Annotated in this window: 17 protein-coding genes; 8 read left to right on the forward strand and 9 right to left on the reverse strand. The window is 70.7% G+C overall.

The annotated features are described in order from the left end of the window. Nucleotides 1-2: 2 nt before the first annotated feature. From tyrS to AB0I51_RS26010, 3 genes are read right to left on the reverse strand one after another with little or no spacing between them, the layout of a single operon-like run. Nucleotides 3-1271: a tyrosine--tRNA ligase gene (gene tyrS / locus AB0I51_RS26000; RefSeq protein WP_362978982.1), complete on the reverse strand. Its 1269-nt coding sequence runs from the start codon at nucleotides 1269-1271 to the stop codon at nucleotides 3-5. Nucleotides 1272-1315: 44 nt separating this feature from the next. Then, nucleotides 1316-2710 carry a metallopeptidase TldD-related protein gene (locus tag AB0I51_RS26005; RefSeq protein WP_362978984.1) on the reverse strand — a complete coding sequence of 465 codons (1395 nt, stop codon included), beginning with the start codon at nucleotides 2708-2710 and terminating at the stop codon, nucleotides 1316-1318. Continuing rightward, a complete protein-coding gene (locus AB0I51_RS26010) occupies nucleotides 2707-4230 on the reverse strand; it encodes a TldD/PmbA family protein (RefSeq protein ID WP_362978986.1) in 1524 nt (507 codons plus the stop codon). Before AB0I51_RS26010 ends, AB0I51_RS26005 begins: the two co-directional genes overlap by 4 nt. A gap of 241 nt (nucleotides 4231-4471) precedes the next feature. Here AB0I51_RS26010 and fabG point away from each other — a divergent pair, with 241 nt between their 5' ends. From fabG to AB0I51_RS26025, 3 genes are all read left to right on the forward strand, one after another. Further along, entirely contained in the window at nucleotides 4472-5176 is a 705-nt protein-coding gene (gene fabG / locus AB0I51_RS26015; RefSeq protein ID WP_362978988.1) for a 3-oxoacyl-[acyl-carrier-protein] reductase, read from the forward strand. A gap of 5 nt (nucleotides 5177-5181) precedes the next feature. Beyond that, nucleotides 5182-5949: an enoyl-ACP reductase FabI gene (gene fabI / locus AB0I51_RS26020; protein WP_362978989.1), complete on the forward strand. Its 768-nt coding sequence runs from the start codon at nucleotides 5182-5184 to the stop codon at nucleotides 5947-5949. A gap of 175 nt (nucleotides 5950-6124) precedes the next feature. Beyond that, a complete protein-coding gene (locus AB0I51_RS26025; protein ID WP_362978991.1) occupies nucleotides 6125-6481 on the forward strand; it encodes a hypothetical protein in 357 nt (118 codons plus the stop codon). Here the strand turns inward: AB0I51_RS26025 and AB0I51_RS26030 are convergent. Further along, the gene (locus AB0I51_RS26030; protein ID WP_362978993.1) at nucleotides 6456-7151 is read right to left on the reverse strand and encodes a FadR/GntR family transcriptional regulator; all 696 of its coding nucleotides are present in this window, start codon (nucleotides 7149-7151) and stop codon (nucleotides 6456-6458) included. The two genes, AB0I51_RS26025 and AB0I51_RS26030, sit on opposite strands and share 26 nt — an antisense overlap. A 70-nt stretch (nucleotides 7152-7221) precedes the next feature. Between AB0I51_RS26030 and AB0I51_RS26035 the strand changes: the two genes are divergently transcribed. The 4 genes from AB0I51_RS26035 to AB0I51_RS26050 all read left to right on the forward strand — a co-directional run bounded on the left by AB0I51_RS26035 (nucleotide 7222) and on the right by AB0I51_RS26050 (nucleotide 9664). Continuing rightward, entirely contained in the window at nucleotides 7222-8538 is a 1317-nt protein-coding gene (locus AB0I51_RS26035) for a CynX/NimT family MFS transporter (protein ID WP_362978995.1), read from the forward strand. Nucleotides 8539-8586: 48 nt separating this feature from the next. Further along, nucleotides 8587-8703 carry an SGM_5486 family transporter-associated protein gene (locus AB0I51_RS26040; protein WP_086021959.1) on the forward strand — a complete coding sequence of 39 codons (117 nt, stop codon included), beginning with the start codon at nucleotides 8587-8589 and terminating at the stop codon, nucleotides 8701-8703. A 170-nt stretch (nucleotides 8704-8873) separates the two neighbouring features. Then, nucleotides 8874-9080, forward strand: coding sequence for a hypothetical protein (locus AB0I51_RS26045; RefSeq protein ID WP_362978997.1), 207 nt, complete (start codon nucleotides 8874-8876; stop codon nucleotides 9078-9080). A gap of 65 nt (nucleotides 9081-9145) precedes the next feature. Further along, entirely contained in the window at nucleotides 9146-9664 is a 519-nt protein-coding gene (locus AB0I51_RS26050; protein WP_362978999.1) for a histidine phosphatase family protein, read from the forward strand. A 77-nt stretch (nucleotides 9665-9741) separates the two neighbouring features. Here AB0I51_RS26050 and serB read toward each other — a convergent pair whose 3' ends face one another. Then, complete coding sequence (gene serB / locus AB0I51_RS26055) at nucleotides 9742-10950, reverse strand: phosphoserine phosphatase SerB (protein WP_362979001.1); 1209 nt, start codon at nucleotides 10948-10950, stop codon at nucleotides 9742-9744. 298 nt (nucleotides 10951-11248) lie between these two features. Then, complete coding sequence (locus tag AB0I51_RS26060) at nucleotides 11249-13228, reverse strand: streptophobe family protein (RefSeq protein ID WP_362979003.1); 1980 nt, start codon at nucleotides 13226-13228, stop codon at nucleotides 11249-11251. Between the two features lie 245 nt (nucleotides 13229-13473). Between AB0I51_RS26060 and AB0I51_RS26065 the strand changes: the two genes are divergently transcribed. Further along, nucleotides 13474-15978, forward strand: coding sequence for an FHA domain-containing protein (locus AB0I51_RS26065; protein WP_362979005.1), 2505 nt, complete (start codon nucleotides 13474-13476; stop codon nucleotides 15976-15978). Between the two features lie 104 nt (nucleotides 15979-16082). On the opposite strand, the gene AB0I51_RS26070 is transcribed toward AB0I51_RS26065, so the two are convergent. The 3 genes from AB0I51_RS26070 to AB0I51_RS26080 form a co-directional block, all read right to left on the reverse strand. Further along, nucleotides 16083-16844, reverse strand: a complete 762-nt coding sequence (locus tag AB0I51_RS26070; RefSeq protein ID WP_362979007.1) for a transglycosylase SLT domain-containing protein — start codon at nucleotides 16842-16844, stop codon at nucleotides 16083-16085. Nucleotides 16845-17143: 299 nt separating this feature from the next. After that, nucleotides 17144-18235 carry an S-adenosylmethionine:tRNA ribosyltransferase-isomerase gene (locus AB0I51_RS26075; RefSeq protein WP_362979009.1) on the reverse strand — a complete coding sequence of 364 codons (1092 nt, stop codon included), beginning with the start codon at nucleotides 18233-18235 and terminating at the stop codon, nucleotides 17144-17146. Beyond that, nucleotides 18232-18927 carry an SDR family NAD(P)-dependent oxidoreductase gene (locus AB0I51_RS26080; protein WP_362979011.1) on the reverse strand — a complete coding sequence of 232 codons (696 nt, stop codon included), beginning with the start codon at nucleotides 18925-18927 and terminating at the stop codon, nucleotides 18232-18234. The genes AB0I51_RS26075 and AB0I51_RS26080 overlap by 4 nt, the downstream gene beginning before the upstream one ends. Nucleotides 18928-19064 lie beyond the last annotated feature (137 nt).

Consider the following 19064-nt stretch of genomic DNA (forward strand, 5'->3'; position numbering starts at 1 on the left):
GCTTACGCTCCAGTCACCTCGACCGCGGCAAGGTTCTTCTTGCCCCGCCGCAGCACCAGCCACCGCCCGTGCAGCAGATCTTCCTTCGCCGGCACGGCATCCTCCGCGGCGACCTTCACGTTGTTCACGTAGGCCCCGCCCTCCTTCACGGTCCGCCGCGCGGCGGACTTGCTCGCCACCAGGCCCACCTCGGCGAACAGGTCGACGACGAGCCCGAGTTCGGCGACCTGGACACGCGGCACCTCGGAGAGGGACGCGGCGAGCGTCTTCTCGTCGAGCTCCGCCAGCTCGCCCTGCCCGAAGAGGGCTTTGGACGCGGCGGTCACGGCGGCCGTCTGGTCGGCGCCGTGCACCAGCGTCGTCAGCTCCTCGGCCAGCGCGCGCTGGGCGGCACGGGCCTGCGGGCGCTCCTCGGTCTGCCGCTCCAGCTCCTCGATCTCCTCGTGGGACTTGAAGCTGAAGATGCGCAGGAACTTGGAGACGTCACGGTCGTCCGCGTTCAGCCAGAACTGGTAGAAGGCGTACGGCGTGGTCATCTCGGGGTCGAGCCAGACCGTCCCGGACTCCGTCTTGCCGAACTTGGTGCCGTCGGCCTTGGTGATCAGCGGCGTGGCCAGCGCGTGCACCACGGCCTCCGGGTCGACCCGGTGGATCAGGTCGGTGCCCGAGGTGAGATTGCCCCACTGGTCGCTGCCGCCGGTCTGGAGCGTGCAGCCGTGCCGGCGGTACAGCTCCAGGAAGTCCATGCCCTGCAGGATCTGGTAGCTGAACTCGGTGTAGCCGATGCCCGCGTCGGAGTTGAGCCGCCGGGAGACGGCCTCCTTGGCGATCATCTTGTTGATCCTGAAGTGCTTGCCGACGTCCCGCAGGAACTCGATGGCCGACAGGCCCTGGGTCCAGTCCAGGTTGTTGACCATGATCGCGGCGTGCGGGCCCTCGAAGTCCAGCAGCGGGGCGATCTGCGCGCGCAGCCGCTCGACCCACTGGGCCACGACGTCCGGCGAGTTGAGCGTCCGCTCCGCGTTGGGCTTCGGGTCGCCGATCAGGCCCGTGGCACCGCCGACCAGGCCCAGCGGACGGTTGCCCGCCTGCTGGATCCGGCGCATGGTCAGGATCTGTACGAGGTTGCCGAGGTGCAGGCTGGGCGCGGTCGGGTCGAAACCGCAATAGAACGTGACGGGACCGTCCGCGAACGCCTTGCGCAATGCGTCCTCGTCAGTGGAGAGGGCGATGAGCCCCCGCCACTGCAGTTCGTCGACGATGTCCGTCACGGTTCTCGTATCTCCTTGAGTGGTCTCGTGAATCAGGTACGAGGTTATACGCCCTGACTGACAGAGCTCATATTGAAGTCCGGCACCCGCAGCGCGGGCATCGCAGCCCTAGTGAACCAGTCGCTCCACTCCCTCGGCAGCGTCTTTTCCGTCCGCCCCGCCTCGGTCGCCCGCCCCAGCAGATCCACCGGCGACTCGTTGAACCGGAAGTTGTTCACCTCGCCCGCCACCTCGCCGTTCTCGACGAGGTAGACGCCGTCCCGGGTGAGCCCCGTGAGCAGCAGCGTCGCCGGGTCGACCTCGCGGATGTACCAGAGGCAGGTGAGCAGCAGCCCGCGCTCGGTGCTCGCGACCATCTCCTCCAGGGAGCGGTCCTCGCCCCCGCTGAGGATCAGGTTGTCGATCGACGGCGCCACCGGCAGCCCGGTGAGCCCCGCGCTGTGCCGGCTGGTCAGCAGGTGCTGCAGCTCGCCCTCGCGCACCCAGTCGGTCGCCGTCAGCGGCAGCCCGTTGTCGAACACCGACTGGTCGCCCCCGGAGGTGTGGGCGAGCACGAACGGGGCGGATTCCAGACCCGGTTCGTTCGGATCACTGCGCAGCGTCAGGGGCAGCTCGGTGAGCCGCTCTCCGACCCGGGTGCCGCCGCCGGGCTTGGAGAACACGGTGCGGCCCTCGACCGCGTCCCGTCCCGACGCCGACCACATCTGGTAGATCAACAGGTCCGCGACCGCGGTCGGCGGCAACAGCGTCTCGTACCGTCCGGCGGGCAGCTCGATCTTCCGCTCGGCCCAGCCCAGTCGTACGGCCAGCTCGGCGTCCAGGGCTGCCGGGTCCACGTCCTTGAAGTCCCGGGTCGAGCGGCCGGCCCACGCCGAGCGCGTACGGTCCGGGGACTTGGCGTTCAGCTCCAGCGTCCCGTTGGGCTGGTCGTGGCGCAGGCGCAGTCCCGTCGACGTGCCCAGGTAACTGGTGACCAGCTCGTGGTTGGCGAAGCCGTACAGCTCGCGACCGCCCGCACGCGCGCGTGCGAACGATTCGCCGAGCGTCGGGGCGAAGTCGGTGAACACGCTGGACGAGGTCTCGGCGGGCCCGTCCGTGAAGTCGGGCGACGCTGCCACGCCTGTGACGAGCGGCTGCGCGTCCTCGGCGGGTTCGGCCCCGCGCGCGGCGGCCTCGGCGGCGCGTACGAGCGGCTCCAGCTCCTCCGGGGTGACGGCGGACCGGGACACGACCCCCGAAGCGGTGCCCTCCTTGCCGTCGACGGTCGCGATGACGGTGAGCGTGCGCCCGCGCGTGACACCGTTCGTGGTCAGCGCGTTGCCCGCCCAGCGGAGGTTGGCCGTCGACTGCTCGTCGGCGATGACGACACAGCCGTCGGCCCGCGACAGTTCGAGGGCGCGCTCGACGATCTCGTGCGGCTTGTTCGTACGAGGACTCATCGACCGGCCTCCTGAGTGGTGTTGAGGATGTTGACGCCCGTGAAGAGGGCCGACGGGCAGCCGTGCGAGACCGCGGCGACCTGACCGGGCTGGGCCTTGCCGCAGTTGAAGGCGCCGCCCAGGACGTAGGTCTGCGGACCGCCGACGGCCGCCATGGACCCCCAGAAGTCGGTGGTCGTCGCCTGGTACGCGACGTCCCGCAGCTGCCCGGTGATCCGCCCGTTCTCGATCTTGAAGAAGCGTTGCCCGGTGAACTGGAAGTTGTAGCGCTGCATGTCGATCGACCACGACCGGTCCCCGACCACGTAGATCCCGCGGTCGACCCCGCCGATCAGATCCTCCGTGGACAGCCCGGCAGGGTCCGGCTGCAACGACACGTTGGCCATGCGCTGCACCGGGACATGGCCGGGGGAGTCGGCGTAGGCGCAGCCGTTGGAGCGGTCGAAGCCGGTCAACTTGGCGATGCGGCGGTCGAGTTGGTAGCCGACCAGGGTGCCGTCCTTGACCAGGTCCCAGGACTGGCCCTCGACGCCCTCGTCGTCGTAGCCGATGGTCGCGAGGCCGTGTTCGGCGGTGCGGTCGCCGGTGACGTTCATGCGCTCGGAGCCGTACTTGAGCTTGCCGAGCTTGTCGAAGGTGGCGAAGGACGTGCCGGCGTAGGCGGCCTCGTAGCCGAGCGCGCGGTCCAGTTCGGTGGCGTGGCCGATGGACTCGTGGATCGTCAGCCACAGGTTCGACGGGTCCACGACGAGGTCGTAGAGGCCCGCCTCGACGCTCGGGGCGCGCATCTTCTCGGCGAGCAGCTCGGGGATCCGCGCCAGCTCCTCGTCCCAGTCCCAGCCGGTACCCGTGAGGTACTCCCAGCCGCGGCCCACGGGCGGTGCGACGGTGCGCATCGAGTCGAACTCGCCGCTCGACTCGTCGACCGACACCGCGTTCAGTTGCGGGTGCAGCCGGACGCGCTGCTGGGTGGTCACGGTCCCCGCGGTGTCGGCGTAGAACTTGTTCTCGTGCACGGTGAGCAGTGAGGCGTCCACGTGGTTGACGCCGTCCGCCGCGAGCAGCCGGGCGCTCCAGTCGGCCAGCAGCCCCGCCTTCTCCTCGTCGGGCACGGAGAACGGGTCGATCTCGTACGACGAGATCCACGTCCGCTCCTCGTGCACGGGCTCGGCGGCCAGCTCGACGCGCTCGTCCGACCCGGCCGCCTTGATCACCTGGGCGGAGAGCTTCGCCATCGCCACCGCCTGCGACGCGACCTTGGCGGCGGCGTCGAGACTCAGGTCCACGCCCGATGCGAACCCCCAGGTACCGCCGTGCACGACCCGCACCGCGTACCCGAGGTCGGTGGTGTCCGACGTACCGGCGGGCCGCGCGTCCCGCAGCCGCCAGGACGCGCTGCGCACCCGCTCGAACCGGAAGTCCGCGTGCTCGGCCCCGAGCGCACGCGCGCGTGCCAGCGCGGCGTCGGCCAGGGCGCGTAGCGGAAGCGCCGTGAAGGCTTCGTCGATGGAATGAGGCACGGAGGTCTCCCTGCTGTCGTGGCCTGTGGAGTCCGATCATGTCGCGCGGACAGGTGCGGGGACCACACGTTTCCGCTCGGAGTCGGCTCTTTCTGTAGAGACCCGACAGCGAGTCCCCTAAGCCACTGTCGGTGCCCGATTGTCCGGTGGCGCGGGCCGACCGATAGGTTTTCGGCAAGGCCGTCTGTCAACCAGGGTGTACCGGGCAGGCGCGCAGGACCGCTATCGAAAGGGTGATCCGTTGAGCCGCTCGGTTCTCGTCACCGGAGGCAACCGGGGCATCGGCCTCGCCATCGCCCGTGCGTTCGCCGACGCCGGCGACAAGGTCGCGATCACGTACCGCTCGGGTGAGCCGCCGGCCGGCTTCCTGGCCGTCAAGTGCGACATCACCGACACCGAGCAGGTGGAGCAGGCCTACAAGGAGATCGAGGCCGAGCACGGCCCCGTCGAGGTCCTGGTCGCCAACGCGGGCGTCACCAAGGACGCGCTTCTGATGCGCATGTCCGAGGAGGACTTCACCTCGGTCATCGACACCAACCTCACCGGCACCTTCCGCGTCGTCAAGCGTGCCAACCGCGGCATGCTGCGCGCCAAGAAGGGCCGCGTCGTCCTCATCTCGTCGGTCGTCGGCCTGATGGGCGGTCCCGGCCAGGCGAACTACTCCGCCTCCAAGGCGGCCCTGGTCGGCTTCGCGCGCTCGCTCGCCCGCGAGCTGGGCTCGCGCAACATCACCTTCAACGTCGTCGCTCCCGGCTTCGTCGACACCGACATGACCAAGGTGCTCAGCGACGAGCAGCGCGAGAACATCGTGAAGCAGGTGCCGCTCGGCCGTTACGCGCAGCCCGAGGAGGTCGCCGCGACGGTGCGGTTCCTCGCTTCGGACGACGCCTCGTACATCACTGGAGCCGTCATCCCTGTTGACGGCGGACTGGGAATGGGTCACTGATCACCATGAGCGGAATTCTCGAGGGCAAGCGCGTCCTGATCACCGGTGTGCTGATGGAGTCCTCCATCGCCTTCCACGCCGCCAAGCAGGCCCAGGAGCAGGGTGCCGAGATCATCCTGACCGCTTTCCCGCGGCCCACGCTGACCGAGCGCATCGCCAAGAAGCTGCCGAAGCCCACCAAGGTCATCGAGCTCGACGTCACGAACGACGAGCACCTCGCCCGCCTCGCCGACCTCGTCGGCGAGGAGCTGGGCGGCCTGGACGGCGTCGTGCACTCCATCGGCTTCGCGCCGCAGGACGCGCTCGGCGGCAACTTCCTGAACACGCCGTTCGAGTCGGTCGCCACCGCCATGCACGTCTCGGCGTTCTCCCTGAAGTCGCTGACCATGGCCTGCCTGCCGCTGATGCAGAACGGCGGCTCGGTCGTCGGCCTCACCTTCGACGCGCAGTACGCCTGGCCGCAGTACGACTGGATGGGCCCGGCCAAGGCCGCCCTGGAGGCCACCAGCCGCTACGTGGCGCGTGACCTGGGCAAGCAGAACATCCGCTGCAACCTCATCTCCGCGGGCCCGCTCGCCTCGATGGCCGCCAAGTCCATCCCGGGCTTCAGCGACCTGGCGGCCGTGTGGGACAACCGCTCCCCCCTGGAGTGGGACCTCAAGGACCCGGAGCCGGCCGGCAAGGGCATCGTCGCCCTCCTGAGCGACTGGTTCCCGAAGACCACGGGCGAGATCATCCACGTGGACGGCGGTCTGCACGCCATCGGCGCCTGACCTCCCGGCCCAACTTCTCGTACGGCGTCGACGCCCCGTTTCCCGCACCGCGCGGGAGACGGGGCGTCACCCGTTCGGCCCCGTAGACCGGGCGGGCGCGGGCCACAACTGCGCACTCTGGATTACGCGTTCACCACGCGATTTCCTCCCCAGCACCGCCGAGGAGGTTTCCCTTGTGCGCCTTTCCCGCAGCCTGGCCTCAGTGACCGCCGCCGTCGCGCTCGTCATCTCCCTGGCGTACGAGGCGATGCCCCACGCACGCGTGGAGGCCCGGAAACCGGCCGCCGCCCCCCAGCTGTTCGGCGCCGCGTGCCGCACCTCCGTCCACGGCTCACATGTGATCGCGTACTGCCACAACCCGTACCCCCAGACCGACCGCGTCGCCCTGCACATCGAGTGCGACCGCTGGTGGGACCTCGACAGCGACGGCACCGCGATCGACGCCGGCCCGGCGCAGACCGTACGGCTGGCCGGCCGCTGCTGGGAGGACGTCCGCGCGGTGTGGGTCAGCCACCGGAAGCGGGCCCGCTGAGGCGCCCGGGGCGGCACAGGAACGGATAGTCGGCGGCCTCCGCGGCAGCCCCCTGCGCGTCACCCGCGCGGATCGCGTCCACAAGCCGCGTGTGGTCCATGTACGACTCCGGAGTCAGCTCCTCGCCGACGTCCGCGCGCAACCAGTCCCGCAGCACCTCGCCCAGGTCGGCGTACATCGCCGTCATGACGTCGTTGTGCGAGGCGGCCACCACGGCCATGTGCAGGGTCGCGTCGGCCGTCACGAAGGCCTCCGCGTCGCCCGACGCCCACGCCTCCTCACGCCGTACGAGCAGGGCGTCCAGCTGCTTGAGGTCCTTCTCGGTGCGCCGCTCGGCCGCCAGCTGGGCCGCCGCCGACTCCAGGGTGGAGCGCAGTTCGGCGATGTGCCGGGGGTCGGCGTCCGCGAAGCGGCGGTGCATCACGCCGGCCAGCTCACTGGTCGCCACGACGTAGGTGCCGGAGCCCTGGCGGATGTCCAGCAGACCGTTGTGCGCGAGCGCGCGGACGGCCTCACGGACCGTGTTGCGGGCGACCCCGAGCTGCTCGACCAGCTCCGGCTCGGTCGGGATCCGGGAGCCGACCGGCCACTCGCCCGAGGTGATCTCGTTCCGCAGCGCGGCGATGACCTGCTCGGACAGTGCCGAACGACGGGGGTGGCTCAGGGGCATGGCACACCTTCGCACGTGCGGGGCGGGAGCGGGCCACCCGAGGATGGACAACCAATCATCCCATGATTCTATGATGGTCGGCATGGCGAGCGAGGGAACCCGGACACTGAAGTCCACGACGACGAACATCGGCGGCCCGGCCGAGAGCGACTCCCCGGCACCGACCGGAGGACCGTCGGCGGCCACGCGCGCGTGGACGACGCGTCTGGTCGTCGTCGGCATCGTGCTCGCCGCGCTGAACCTCCGCCCGGCCATCACCAGCCTCGGCGCTCTCCTCGAAGAGGTCCGCGACGGCCTCGGCATGAGCGGCAGCGTCGCCGGACTGCTGACGTCCGTGCCCCCGCTGTGCTTCGCCGCCTTCGGCGTCATGGCCCCGCGCCTCGCCCGCCGCTTCGGCCCGAGCACGGTGGTCTGCGCCGGCCTGCTCGCCATCACCGCGGGCCTGCTCATACGGCCGTACATCGGCGGTACGGCGGGCTTCCTGGCCGGCAGCGCGCTCGCGCTCATGGGCATCGCGGTCAGCAACGTCCTGATGCCGGTGATCGTCAAGCGCTGGTTCCCCGACCGGGTCGGCTCCATGACCGGCCTGTACTCGATGGCCCTCGCGCTGGGCACCGCCGCCGCGGCCGCGGTCACCGTGCCCATGACCGAGTCCCTCGGCGGCAGTTGGCGCACCGGCCTCGCCGTGTGGGCGGGGCTGGCCGCAGCCGCCGTACTCCCGTGGATCGCTCTCGTACGACACCGGGAGACACCCGCGGAACGGCCTTCCCGCGCGCGGGAGACCGGGCAGGCGCGGCCCGAACTGCGCATCACCCGCAGCCGTACCGCCTGGGCGCTCGCCGTGTTCTTCGGGCTCCAGGCCACCGCCGCGTACATCACCATGGGCTGGATGGCGCAGATCTTCCGGGACGCGGGGGTCTCCGCGGGTACGGCCGGGCTGCTGCTGGCCGTCACGATGGCGATGGGCGTGCCCCTGGCCTTCGTCATCCCGCGCGTGGCCACCCGGCTTCCCCACCAGGGGCCGATCGTCGTCGTGCTCGGCGTCTGCGGTCTCGCCGGATACGCGGGCCTGTATCTCGCGCCGGCCGGCGGAGCCTGGGCCTGGGCCCTGCTGCTCGGTGTCGCCAACTGCGCCTTCCCGCTGGCCCTGACGATGGTCGGCATGCGGGCCAGGACCGGTGCGGGCGTCGCCCAGCTGTCCGCCTTCGCGCAGAGCGCCGGGTATCTCATCTCCGTCCCGGGGCCGCTCCTGGTCGGCGTGCTCTACCAGCACAGCGGCGGCTGGGGACTGCCGATCGCCCTCATGGCCGGTCTGATGGTCCCGCAGATGGCCATGGGCGTCATCGCGGGGCGCGACCGCACGGTGGAGGACGAGGCGGCCCGCTGAACCCGCCCCGGCGGATGCCGCACGGACGGGGGATGCGAGACTGGGCACATGCCAGTGCTCGACCCGAACCCCCAGAACGGCCAGCGGAAGATGCTGCTCGTCTTCGGCTCGTTCTTCGCCATCTTCATCGTCATCGCCATCATCGCGACGATCGCGTCCCCGTGACCACACGCGCCTGAGTCGAGGGTGGGGTTCTCCCCACCATCCCCTAGGGGGTGAGGCTCAGGGTCAAGTGGGTGGATCTCCGGATGGGTTGAGGGCCGCGCGTTCCGTAACTTCGAAGTGTGACCGCGGGAAGCGGATCGCGGACCACTCGGAGACCAGCGGAGGCACACATGTCGGCCCCAACGCACACCCGGCCCCACCCGGCGAACCCGGGCGGCGTCGACATCAGGCTGCCGTGGTGGGCCCTCGCCCTGCCGGCGCTCGCCTTCATCGTGCTGCTCGTGATGATGCTCAACCCGACGGACGCGCAAGCGGCGGCCTCGGACCCGACGATCACCCACCTTTTCGAGCGAGTCCAGCAGCTCATAGCCCGCTGAGCACGGGCGAAGCCGCCCGTCAACTCCCTGCGCCCCATGGCCTGTTTCATGCGAAGCTGGATCCCATGAGCGTCGCAGAACCCCGCAGGATTGTCCTCTTCCGGCATGCGAAGGCCGACTGGCCCGAGGTGACCGACCACGAGCGGCCGCTCGCCGAGCGGGGCCGCCTGGACGCGGCCACCGCCGGAAGCAGACTGGCCGACACCGGCATCCCCTTCGATCTGGCCCTCTGCTCCACCGCCACCCGCACCCGGGAGACCTGGAAGCTGGCCGTCCACGCACTCGCGCACCGGCCGAAAACCGTCTACGAGGAGCGGCTCTACGAGGCCTCGCCCGGCGAGCTGATCGCCGTGCTGAACGAGACGCCCGACGACACACGGAACCTGATCCTCATCGGCCACAACCCGGGCGTCCAGGGCCTGACCGAGGTCCTCACAGGACCGGACACCGGCGAAGCCCGCGAGCGGCTGACCCGCCGCGGCTTCTCGACCGCCGCCTTCGCCGTGCTGACCTTCGACGGCTCCTGGAAGTCCCTGGAGCCAGGCGTGGCCACACTGACCGACTACTGGGCGCCGTCCGAGTAGACCGGCGGATCCCACCCACGGCAAAGGGCCCGGCACTGAGCGGTGCCGGGCCCCTGAAGGTCCTGAAGGGTCCTGGGTCAGTCCTCGTCGTGGGTGTCCGCCGCCTCGACCTCTTCGCGGGTGACGCCCAGCAGATACAGCACGGTGTCGAGGAACGGCACGTTCACCGCCGTGTGCGCGGCCTCCCGTACGACCGGCTTCGCGTTGAAGGCGACGCCGAGACCGGCCGCGTTGAGCATGTCCAGGTCGTTGGCGCCGTCGCCGATCGCCACGGTCTGCGCCAGCGGTACGCCCGCCTCGGCGGCGAACCGGCGCAGCAGCCGTGCCTTGCCCGCGCGGTCGACGATCTCGCCGGTGACCCTGCCGGTCAGCTTGCCGTCGACGATCTCCAGTGTGTTCGCCTGGGCGAAGTCGAGCCCGAGCCGGTCCTTGAGGTCGTCGGTGACCTGGGTGAACCCGCCCGACACGACGCCGACTTGATAGCCCAGCCGCTTGAGCGTACGGATCAGGGTGCGGGCGCCGGGCGTCAGCCGTACCTCGCTGCGCACCTTGTCCACGACCGAGGCGTCCAGTCCCGCGAGCAGGGCCACGCGCGCGTGCAGAGACTGCTCGAAGTCCAGCTCCCCGCGCATCGCGGCGGCGGTCACCTCGGCGACCTCGTCCTCGCAGCCGGCGTGCGCGGCGAAGAGTTCGATGACCTCGTCCTGGATGAGCGTGGAGTCGACGTCCATGACGACGAGCCGCTGGGCCCGCCGGTGCAGCCCCGCCGCCACGACGGCGACATCGACGCCGAGCGCCGCCGCGTGGGTGGCGAGGGCGGTGCGCAGGGGCTCGGTCTCCACGCCGGACACCGCGAACTCGACCGCTGTCACGGGGTACTTGGCGAGCCGGAAGATACGGTCGATGTTGCCGCCGGCCTTGGTGATGCGGGCGGCGATCGCGGCGGTGGACTCCGCGGTGAGGGGGTGGCCGAGCACGGTCACGAGCGAACGCCCGAGTCCGCGCGGCCGGTTGTCGCCGAGGCCGGAGATGATCTCCGCCTGCATCTTCATCGAGTCGGCCCAGCTGTGCACGGTGGCCCGCAGATCCCCTTCGAGCCCGGCGGGCGGTGGCGTCACCAGCGCGCACAGCACCATCCGGCCACGGGTGACGACCTGCTCGATGTCGACCACGTCGACGGAGTAGGCGGCGAGGGTGTCGAAGAGTCCGGCCGTGATGCCCGGCCTGTCCTTGCCGAAGATCTTGACGAGGAGAGTGGGGACGTCAGAGGTCTGCGAAGCGCTCATGGTGTACCCACCGTATCCGGCACGGAGTGCCTTGTGCCGCAGAGGTCCGCCCAGCGGACACGGAACAGTGGGTGTCGGATCGGTGGCGGGAATCTTACGGGGCGATCACGAAGGTGCTGTCGGGCGGTCACGAGCCGGTTCGGGGACGGTCAGGACCCGCGCCGAGGCGGTCGCGGTGGGCTGCGCCGCCGATCAGGAGTTGGCGGGGCCCCGGGCAGGAGGCGACCGGTACGGCGCGGGATGCGGGGGATACGGCCGGACGGGTGCGCCGCGACGGTTCGGGCGACGCCGAAGCGGATCACCTACGTCCCTTGGGCCGCCCCGGAGGTGGCGGGGGCGGTGGCGGAGGCGGCTGCCCGTCGTCCGGGGCGTCCCCCGGCCGGTCCCGCGAAGGCGTCCCGGGCCGACGCCGGGGCGGCGGCTCGTAGGACTGGGCCACGGTCGGAGCGCCGTACATGTCGGCGGGCGGCGAAGGGGTGCCGGGCGGCTGCGGGTCGCCGTAGGGCACTGGTTCGCCGTAGGGGCGAGTGGCGTCGTCCGCCGGGACGGCCCCGGACCGGCCCGCGCCGCCCTGCGCACCGGACGACCAGGGGTCTCCGGCTGACGGCCGACCGCCTCCTCGCGGCGACCGCGCACCCGGCGGCCATGCACCTTCGGGCGGCCCGCCGCCCTCAGGCTGCCGTAGCTCATCGGGCAGTTGGAGATAGGGGTTGGTGGCGGGGTTGGGCGCGCGGTACGGGGTGGTCGGCACATAGGGGCCCGAGTGGTCGGTGGTCTCCGTACGGCCTGTCTGTCCCTGAGTCCGGGCGGGTTGCGCGTGCTGCGGTGTCCCGGTGTCCCATCCGACCCCCGCTCCCGGAACCGCCACCCCCAAGTCACCCAGTGCCAGCCGTGAGGCACGCCGTCCCGCCGCCCCCGTCGCGTACGCGAGCAGCCCTCCGACGCCTCCCGCCCCCGCGCCCCACACCGCGCCCAGCGGCAGCGCCATGCCCAGATGCCCGTGCAACTCGATCCCGGCGCCGAACGCGTCGAAGCCCAGCACCGACAGCGAGGCGTCCACCGACACATCCGTCAGCCAGGCCAGCAGCGGCAGCGTCAGGGCGGTCGCGACCCCGAGTCGCAATGCGCACCGCCCGGCGAAGCCGAGAGCCCCCGGACCGTCGACGCCCTTCGCGCCCAGAGGTGTACGCGCCGCGGTGAGCACGCCCGCCAGCATCATCATCAGGGCCGCGGCGACCCCCAACAGCCATACACGGCCGTCCAGTTCGGCCAGTCGTCCCAGCGTCACAGGCTGGTTGGACTTCACGCTCAGGAGGTCGTCGAGGGGATGAGGGAGCAGCTTCGCCAGTTCCCCCGTCGCCCTGCCGTCCCAGGGGACGAAGAGGCCGATCGGGATGCCGAGCCAGACCCCGTTGGGCGCGCCCAGCAGCGCGGCGCCCGCGATCCGTTTCGGATGGTCGTCGCCGATCGCCGCGTACGCCGCCGCCGCGAGCCCGGCCGCCACCGCGACCAGCAGCACCGTGACGAGCGCGGACGCGGCCGGCCGTACGACGCGGTGGACGGCCTCCCAGCCGCGGGGGAGGGGCGTACGGCGGGACGCCAGCAGGGCGATCAGCAGGATGCCGGCCGACCAGGCCAGGCCGCCCAGCAGGGTCGGCGCCGTGTCGACGGTGAAGCCGACCGCCGCCTTCGCCTTGACCAGGTCGCTGATCTTGCCCGGCAGCAGCCCGCCGATGTCGCCGAGGCCGGGGATGTTCACCCCGCCGCCGCTACCGCCGCCGCCCGTGATGTTGTCGAGGCCCAGTTTGCTGCCGTCGATGGTGATGACGTCGTGGCCGGCCCAGGCCAGGCCGCCGAGCATCGCCACGAAGAGCGCGATCACCGAGCCCGCGCGGGCTAGGAGTTCGGCCGGTGCGATCACAACTCCGGCCGCCCGCAGGGACCGTAGGAAGAAGTACGACAGCAGGAGCGCTCCCGCCAGGCTCACGCCCAACGGCGTGATCGTCACGGCCGTGGTCGCCTGGGCGCCGGTCAGGCCGAAGGCGGAGACGTCGCCGGTCGGGGTGACCGAACCGCCCGCGCCGAGCGTCACCACCGCCGCGGTCATCGGGCCGAGCGAGCCCGCCGCGTCGGCGCCCAGCAGGTGCAGACCGAGCGCGGCCGTGCCCGCCATGCCTATCAACGCCCAACTGACCGAGGCGATCGCGGACAGCAGGACGTCACCCCAGGGCACCCTCGTGTCGTAGTGCGCCGTCCCGACACTCGTCGCTGAGCTCATGGCAGACCCCCCGATCCGCGGCACGGCGTGGTGCGGACACCACGCATGTCCCCCTCGCGTCGATTACCACTCTCCGGGTCGGTTTCCACCCCGTCAACGGAACCGCCGAACGCGTGACGGCGTGCTCTTCACAAGGCCCGACTTTCGGTCAGGGGGTGCAGCCTGAAATAGTTCCCGACGATGTTCGACATCCCTAGACTCCCTGTGATGGGGGTAACTCGGGGGACTACTCAGTGGGGCATGGAGTGCCGGAACTCGTACTGGAATTGAATGGACGGACCTGGACGCTCGACGCGTCCAGGACCTACACCCTCGGACGTGATCCGCAGGGGGACGTCGTGGTCGACGACGCCAGGGTCTCCTGGCGGCACGCCACGATCAGCTGGAGCGGCCGGAGTTGGGTCATCGACGACCACGGCAGCACCAACGGCACGTTCGTGCAGGGGCAGCGCATCCATCAGATGGAGATCGGCCCCGGCTCGTCCGTGCACCTGGGCAACGCGACCGACGGCCCGCAGCTGAGCGTGTCCGGCGCCGCCGCCTCCGTGGCGAGCCCGCAGGCCCAGCCGCAGCAACAGCCGTACGCGGCACAGGGCGCGGGCCCCGGCTGGGCCCAGCAGGCTCCGCCGCAGCAGACGCCTGAGCAGCAGCGTTTCCAGCCGTCGGCCGCCGCGCAGATTCCGCAGCAGCCGGGACCCGGTGTCGGCGCGGGGGCGCCGCCGGTCTACGGCGACCGCAGCCCGACCACGTTCCACCAGTTCTCGCTGGACCGTGTGATGCGCATCGGCCGTGCGCTGGAGAACGAACTGGTGGTCTCCGACCTCCAGGTCTCGCGCCACCACGCCGAGTTCCACGCGACGCTCGACGGCCGCTTCGAGATCCGCGACCTCGGCTCGCACAACGGCACGTACGTCAACGGCCAGCCGATCACCAAGGGCGGCTCGGCGCTGCTCGGCCCGAACGACATCGTCGGCGTCGGCCACTCGACGTTCCGCCTGGTCGGGGACCGGCTCGAAGAGTTCGTCGACACCGGTGAAGTCTCCTTCTCCGCCCGGCACTTGACGGTGACGGTCGACGGCGGCAAGCAGATCCTCAAGGACGTCTCCTTCGGCGTACCGGAGAAGTCGCTGATCGCGGTCATCGGCCCGTCGGGCTCCGGCAAGTCGACCCTGCTCAAGGCGCTCACCGGCTACCGGCCCGCCAACCAGGGCGACGTCCTCTACGACAACCGAAACCTGTACAAGCAGTTCGCCGAGCTGCGCCAGCGCATCGGTCTGGTCCCGCAGGACGACATCCTGCACAAGGAACTGACCGTCAAGAAGGCCCTCAAGTACGCGGCCAAGCTGCGCTTCCCGGCCGACACCAGCACCCAGGAGCGCGACCAGCGCATCGACGAGGTGCTGCGCGAACTGAAGCTGGACATCCACAAGGAGAAGAAGGTCACCTCCCTCTCCGGCGGCCAGCGCAAGCGCGTCTCGGTGGCCCTGGAGCTCCTCACCAAGCCCTCGCTGATCTTCCTGGACGAGCCCACCTCGGGCCTCGACCCGGGCATGGACCGCGATGTCATGCAGCTGCTGCGCGGCCTCGCCGACGACGGCCGCACGGTCCTCGTCGTCACCCACTCCGTGGCCGAACTCGCGATCTGCGACAAGCTGTTGGTGATGGCTCCGGGCGGCTCCGTCGCCTACTTCGGCCCGCCCGAGGAGGCGCTGAACTTCTTCGGGTACGACACCTGGGCCGACGTCTTCTCCGCCTTCGAGAACTACCGCGACTACGACTGGGCCGGCCGCTGGAAGGGCTCGCAGCACTACCAGATGTACGCCGCCGACATCGACGCGATTGCTCCGCAGTCCGTACAGATGCCGCCGATGCAGGCCATGAAACCGCCGAAGCCACAGGGCTGGATGTCGCAGTTCATCACGCTGGTGCGCCGCTACGTCACGGTGATCGCCTCCGACAAGGGCTTCCTGGCCCTGATGGTGATCCTGCCGGGCGTCCTCGGCGCGGTGAGCCTGCTCATCGACTCGGGCAACAGCCTGCTGCCCAACCCGGCCAGGGCGAACGGCACCATCATCCCCAACGGCACGGCCACCACCGTCCTGCTGATCCTCGCGGTCGGCGCCTGCTTCGCCGGCGCGGCCAACTCCGTCCGTGAGCTGATCAAGGAACGGGTCATCTACGAACGGGAGCGCGCGACGGGGCTGTCCCGTTCCGCGTACCTGATGTCCAAGGTGTTCGTGCTCGGCGTGATCACCGCGCTGCAGGGCCTGATGGTCGGTGTCATCGGCTTCTCCAGCCGGGAGATCCCGAAGCAGGGCCTGGTCCTCGGCAGTCAGACCATGTTCGAGCTCTGCATCCCGATCATGGGCCTCGGCTTCACCGCGATGATGTTCGGCCTGATCATCTCCTCGCTGGTGAAGACGGCCGAGAAGACCATGCCGCTGCTGGTGATGTTCGCGATCATCCAGGTCGTGTTCACCGGCTGCCTGTTCACGCTGAACGGCGCGATCGGCGTCAACCAGTTCTCGTACCTGATGCCCTCGCGCTGGGCGGTCGGCGCCGCGGGCGCCACGCTCGACTTCAACAAGATCAGCCCGCCCAAGCCCGGCGACAGCACGGACCCGCTGTGGGAGCACACCGTCGGTGCCTGGGGCATGGACATGGCCGCCCTGATCGCCCTCGGCGTGATCTGCGGCATCTTCGTGGCCCGCTTCCTGCGCCGCCACGAGCCCGAGGTCATGCGCAAGTAGCCGGTCCGCACCGGCTGTTCCGGTACGACGCCGAAGGGCGGCACCCCTCACACGGGTGCCGCCCTTCGGCGTCGATACCGAGACCCAGAGGTCCGCCGGAGGCCTCAGTACGCGCTGTTGACGTTGTCGATCGAGCCGTACCGGTCGGCCGCGTAGTTGGCGGCGGCGACGATGTTGGCGACCGGGTCGTAGATGTTCGTCGACGTACCGGAGACGTGGTACGCGTTGAACGTCGGCTGGATGACCTGGAGCAGACCGATCGACGGCGTGCCGTTGACCGCGTTGACGTCCCAGCCGTTGACGGCGCTCGGGTTGCCCGAGGACTCCCGCATGATGTTCTTGTACAGGCCGTAGTACGAGCCCGGGATGCCCTTCTGCTTCATGATCGCCAGGGCGTGGTTGATCCAGCCGTTGAGGTTGTTGGCGTAGGTCGTCGCGGCGACGGGCTGCAGCTTGATGCGCTGGCTGGAGCGGCTCGCGGCCTTCTTGGCCTTGTGCGCGGCCTCCGCCTTCTTCTTGGCGGCGGCTTCCGCGGCCTTCTTCTTCGCGGCGGCGTCCGCCTTGGCCTTCTCTGCCTTCGCCTTCGCGTCGGCCTTCGCCTGGATCGCCTCGGTCTTCAGGCTGGCACCGGCGAGCTGGTCGGTGATGCTGGCCTTGACGCCCTTGATGGGCTCCGTGCTGTACGCCACCTTCGCCGAGGGCGCGGCGTCACTGATGGTCGTCCCCGCGTCGCTGGGCACCGCCGAGAAGGCGAGGGCGGCGGCGCCGAGCGTGGCGACACCGGCGAGCGCGATCCTGTGCCGCTTCGTCAGCTTGTTCAGCTCGGTCAGGCGACTATGACCAGGAGTGTTCGTGTTCTTGGGCATGGCGGATGGACCTCTTCGAATTGCGCGGAGGTCGCTCTTCGGTCCGGCGGGGACGCGGGTGCTTCCGGCACAAACGCCGCGGACGGGATCCGCGGCGCTGAGCGACGGCTGCAATTCTTAGCGGTCGCAAAAACCTGTGGCAAAGGTGTGACGTACGATCCCCGATAGTGGACCAGGGAAGGGCAAAACGGGACAGACGGGACCGTCTGCCCCGCTCAAGCGGGTCGGGTTTATCTCCTATGTGTCCTAGTACGTGATCTGCGCCCTATGTGCGGGCTCACACCGGCGACGCGGCAACCTCACTCGCAGTTGCTCTCGCAACGCACTGCGTGAGGATCCTCCTCCGGGAGGATGAGGTGCACGTCCCCGAACTCGTGCCACAGGTAGAGCCTGCGCAGCGCCTCCTCATAACTGCGGTCGACAGCGGCCCGCCCGGCGACCGCCTCCAGCATCAGCAGATGCGAGGCCTCAGGCTCGTGCAGCCCCGTCAGCAGCCCGTCCACCCCCCGCACCCCCCGTTCCGGGGTGACGACGAGATCCGTCCACCCCGCACGCGCGCGTACGACCCCGTCGGCCCCGGCGGCGGACTCGACGGCCCGCACCGCGGTGGTCCCGACCGCGATCACCCGTCCGTCCCCGGCCCTGACCGCGTTGATCAACCGGGCCGACACCTCCGACACGGCGAACCGCTCCGGATACGGCGGCTCGTGCACCTCGGCCGACGCCACCCCCGTGTGCAAGGTGATCGGCGCGAACTGCACCCCCCGGCTGACCAGCTCCGCCACCATCCGCGCGGTGAAGGGCCGCGCGGCACTCGGCATCTCCGCACTGCCCGTCCCGTCCTCGTCCTCCGGCGGCAGCGAGAACACGGTCTGATAGACGGCCAAGGGCTGGTCCCGCTCCGTGTAGGAGTAACGGATGGGCCGCCCGTGCTCACGCAACAGCTCCGCCACCTCCGAACCCGACACCCGCGCCCACCACAACCGATCGCCCCGCGCGCTCAGCGGCTCCTCCAGGGTCAGCCGCGCGTCCCCGGGCAGCCGCACCTCCGTCCCCGCCGGGCCGCCCGCACGCGCGCGTGAGGTGCCCCTGCCGTCCGGCTCCCGCAGCTCGACCGCCCACCGCCCGTCGTCGCCCCGCGTCGAGAAATGCACCACCACGCGCGCGTGCCCGATCCGCCCGTCCACCGCGGCGGCCAGCGTCGGCGACGTGTTCACGACCAGCAGATCCCCGGCCCGCAGCAGCCGCGGCAACTCCCCGAACCCGTGATGCGACACCTCGGTACCCCGCGACACCAGCAGCCGCACGGCATCCCGGTCCAGCCCGGGCCCGCGCTGCTCGGCCGGCACGCGCGCGGACAGCTCCTCCGGCACCCGGACCGCCACCGTCATCGCTCCTCCAGCAGTGCCGGGGCTCCGTAGCGCCCGCTCGCCGGCCGCTCGTCCAGCAGCCGCAGGAAGGCCGGCACCACAGAGGCCGGCTCCGGCCGTGGATCGTCGTCGTCCGGTACGGCCGCCGCGTACAGGTCCGTGCCCATGTCCCCGGGGTCGACCGCCCACACACGCAACCCGGGCTCCTCCGCGCCGAGCACCGCAGCGAGCTGGTCGAGGGCCGCCTTTGACGCCCCATAGCCGCCCCACGTCTCGTACGCCTCGGCCGCCGCGTCCGAACTGACCGCGATCACCGCACCGGCCCGCGAGGCCCGCAGCAGCGGCAGCGCCTCCTGGACCAGCCCGAGGGCAGCCACCACGTTGACCTCCAGCGCCCGCCGCAGCCCGTCCAGGGGCAGCTCGTCGAGCCGTACGAGCGGTTCGGCACCCAGCGCGCTCGCGTTGCTCACCACCAGATCGACGCCGCCCAGCTTCCCCGCCGCGGCCACCAGCTCGGCCCGGTGACCGACGTCCGTGACATCCCCCGCGACGGCCTCCACGCGCGTGCCGTACGCGCCGACGGCCACCGCGGCCTCCCTGAGCACCTCCTCGCCCCTGGCATCGAGCACCAGGTCCCAGCCCCGCGCGGCCAGCGCCTCGGCCAGCGCCCGCCCCAGCCCCTTCGACGCCCCCGTGATGATCGCTACCGACATGACACACGTCCCCTCGTCCACTACGCCTCCGTCGGCGTGCCCCCAACGTAGGAACGGGACCGCCCCCACCGCGTCGGACGCCGGCCGCAGTCCACCGGGGCCCTTCGCCCTAGGCCTTCCGGACCAGACGAGGGACG

This window comes from Streptomyces sp. NPDC050549 (genome assembly GCF_040655035.1).
GTDB lineage: Bacteria > Actinomycetota > Actinomycetes > Streptomycetales > Streptomycetaceae > Streptomyces.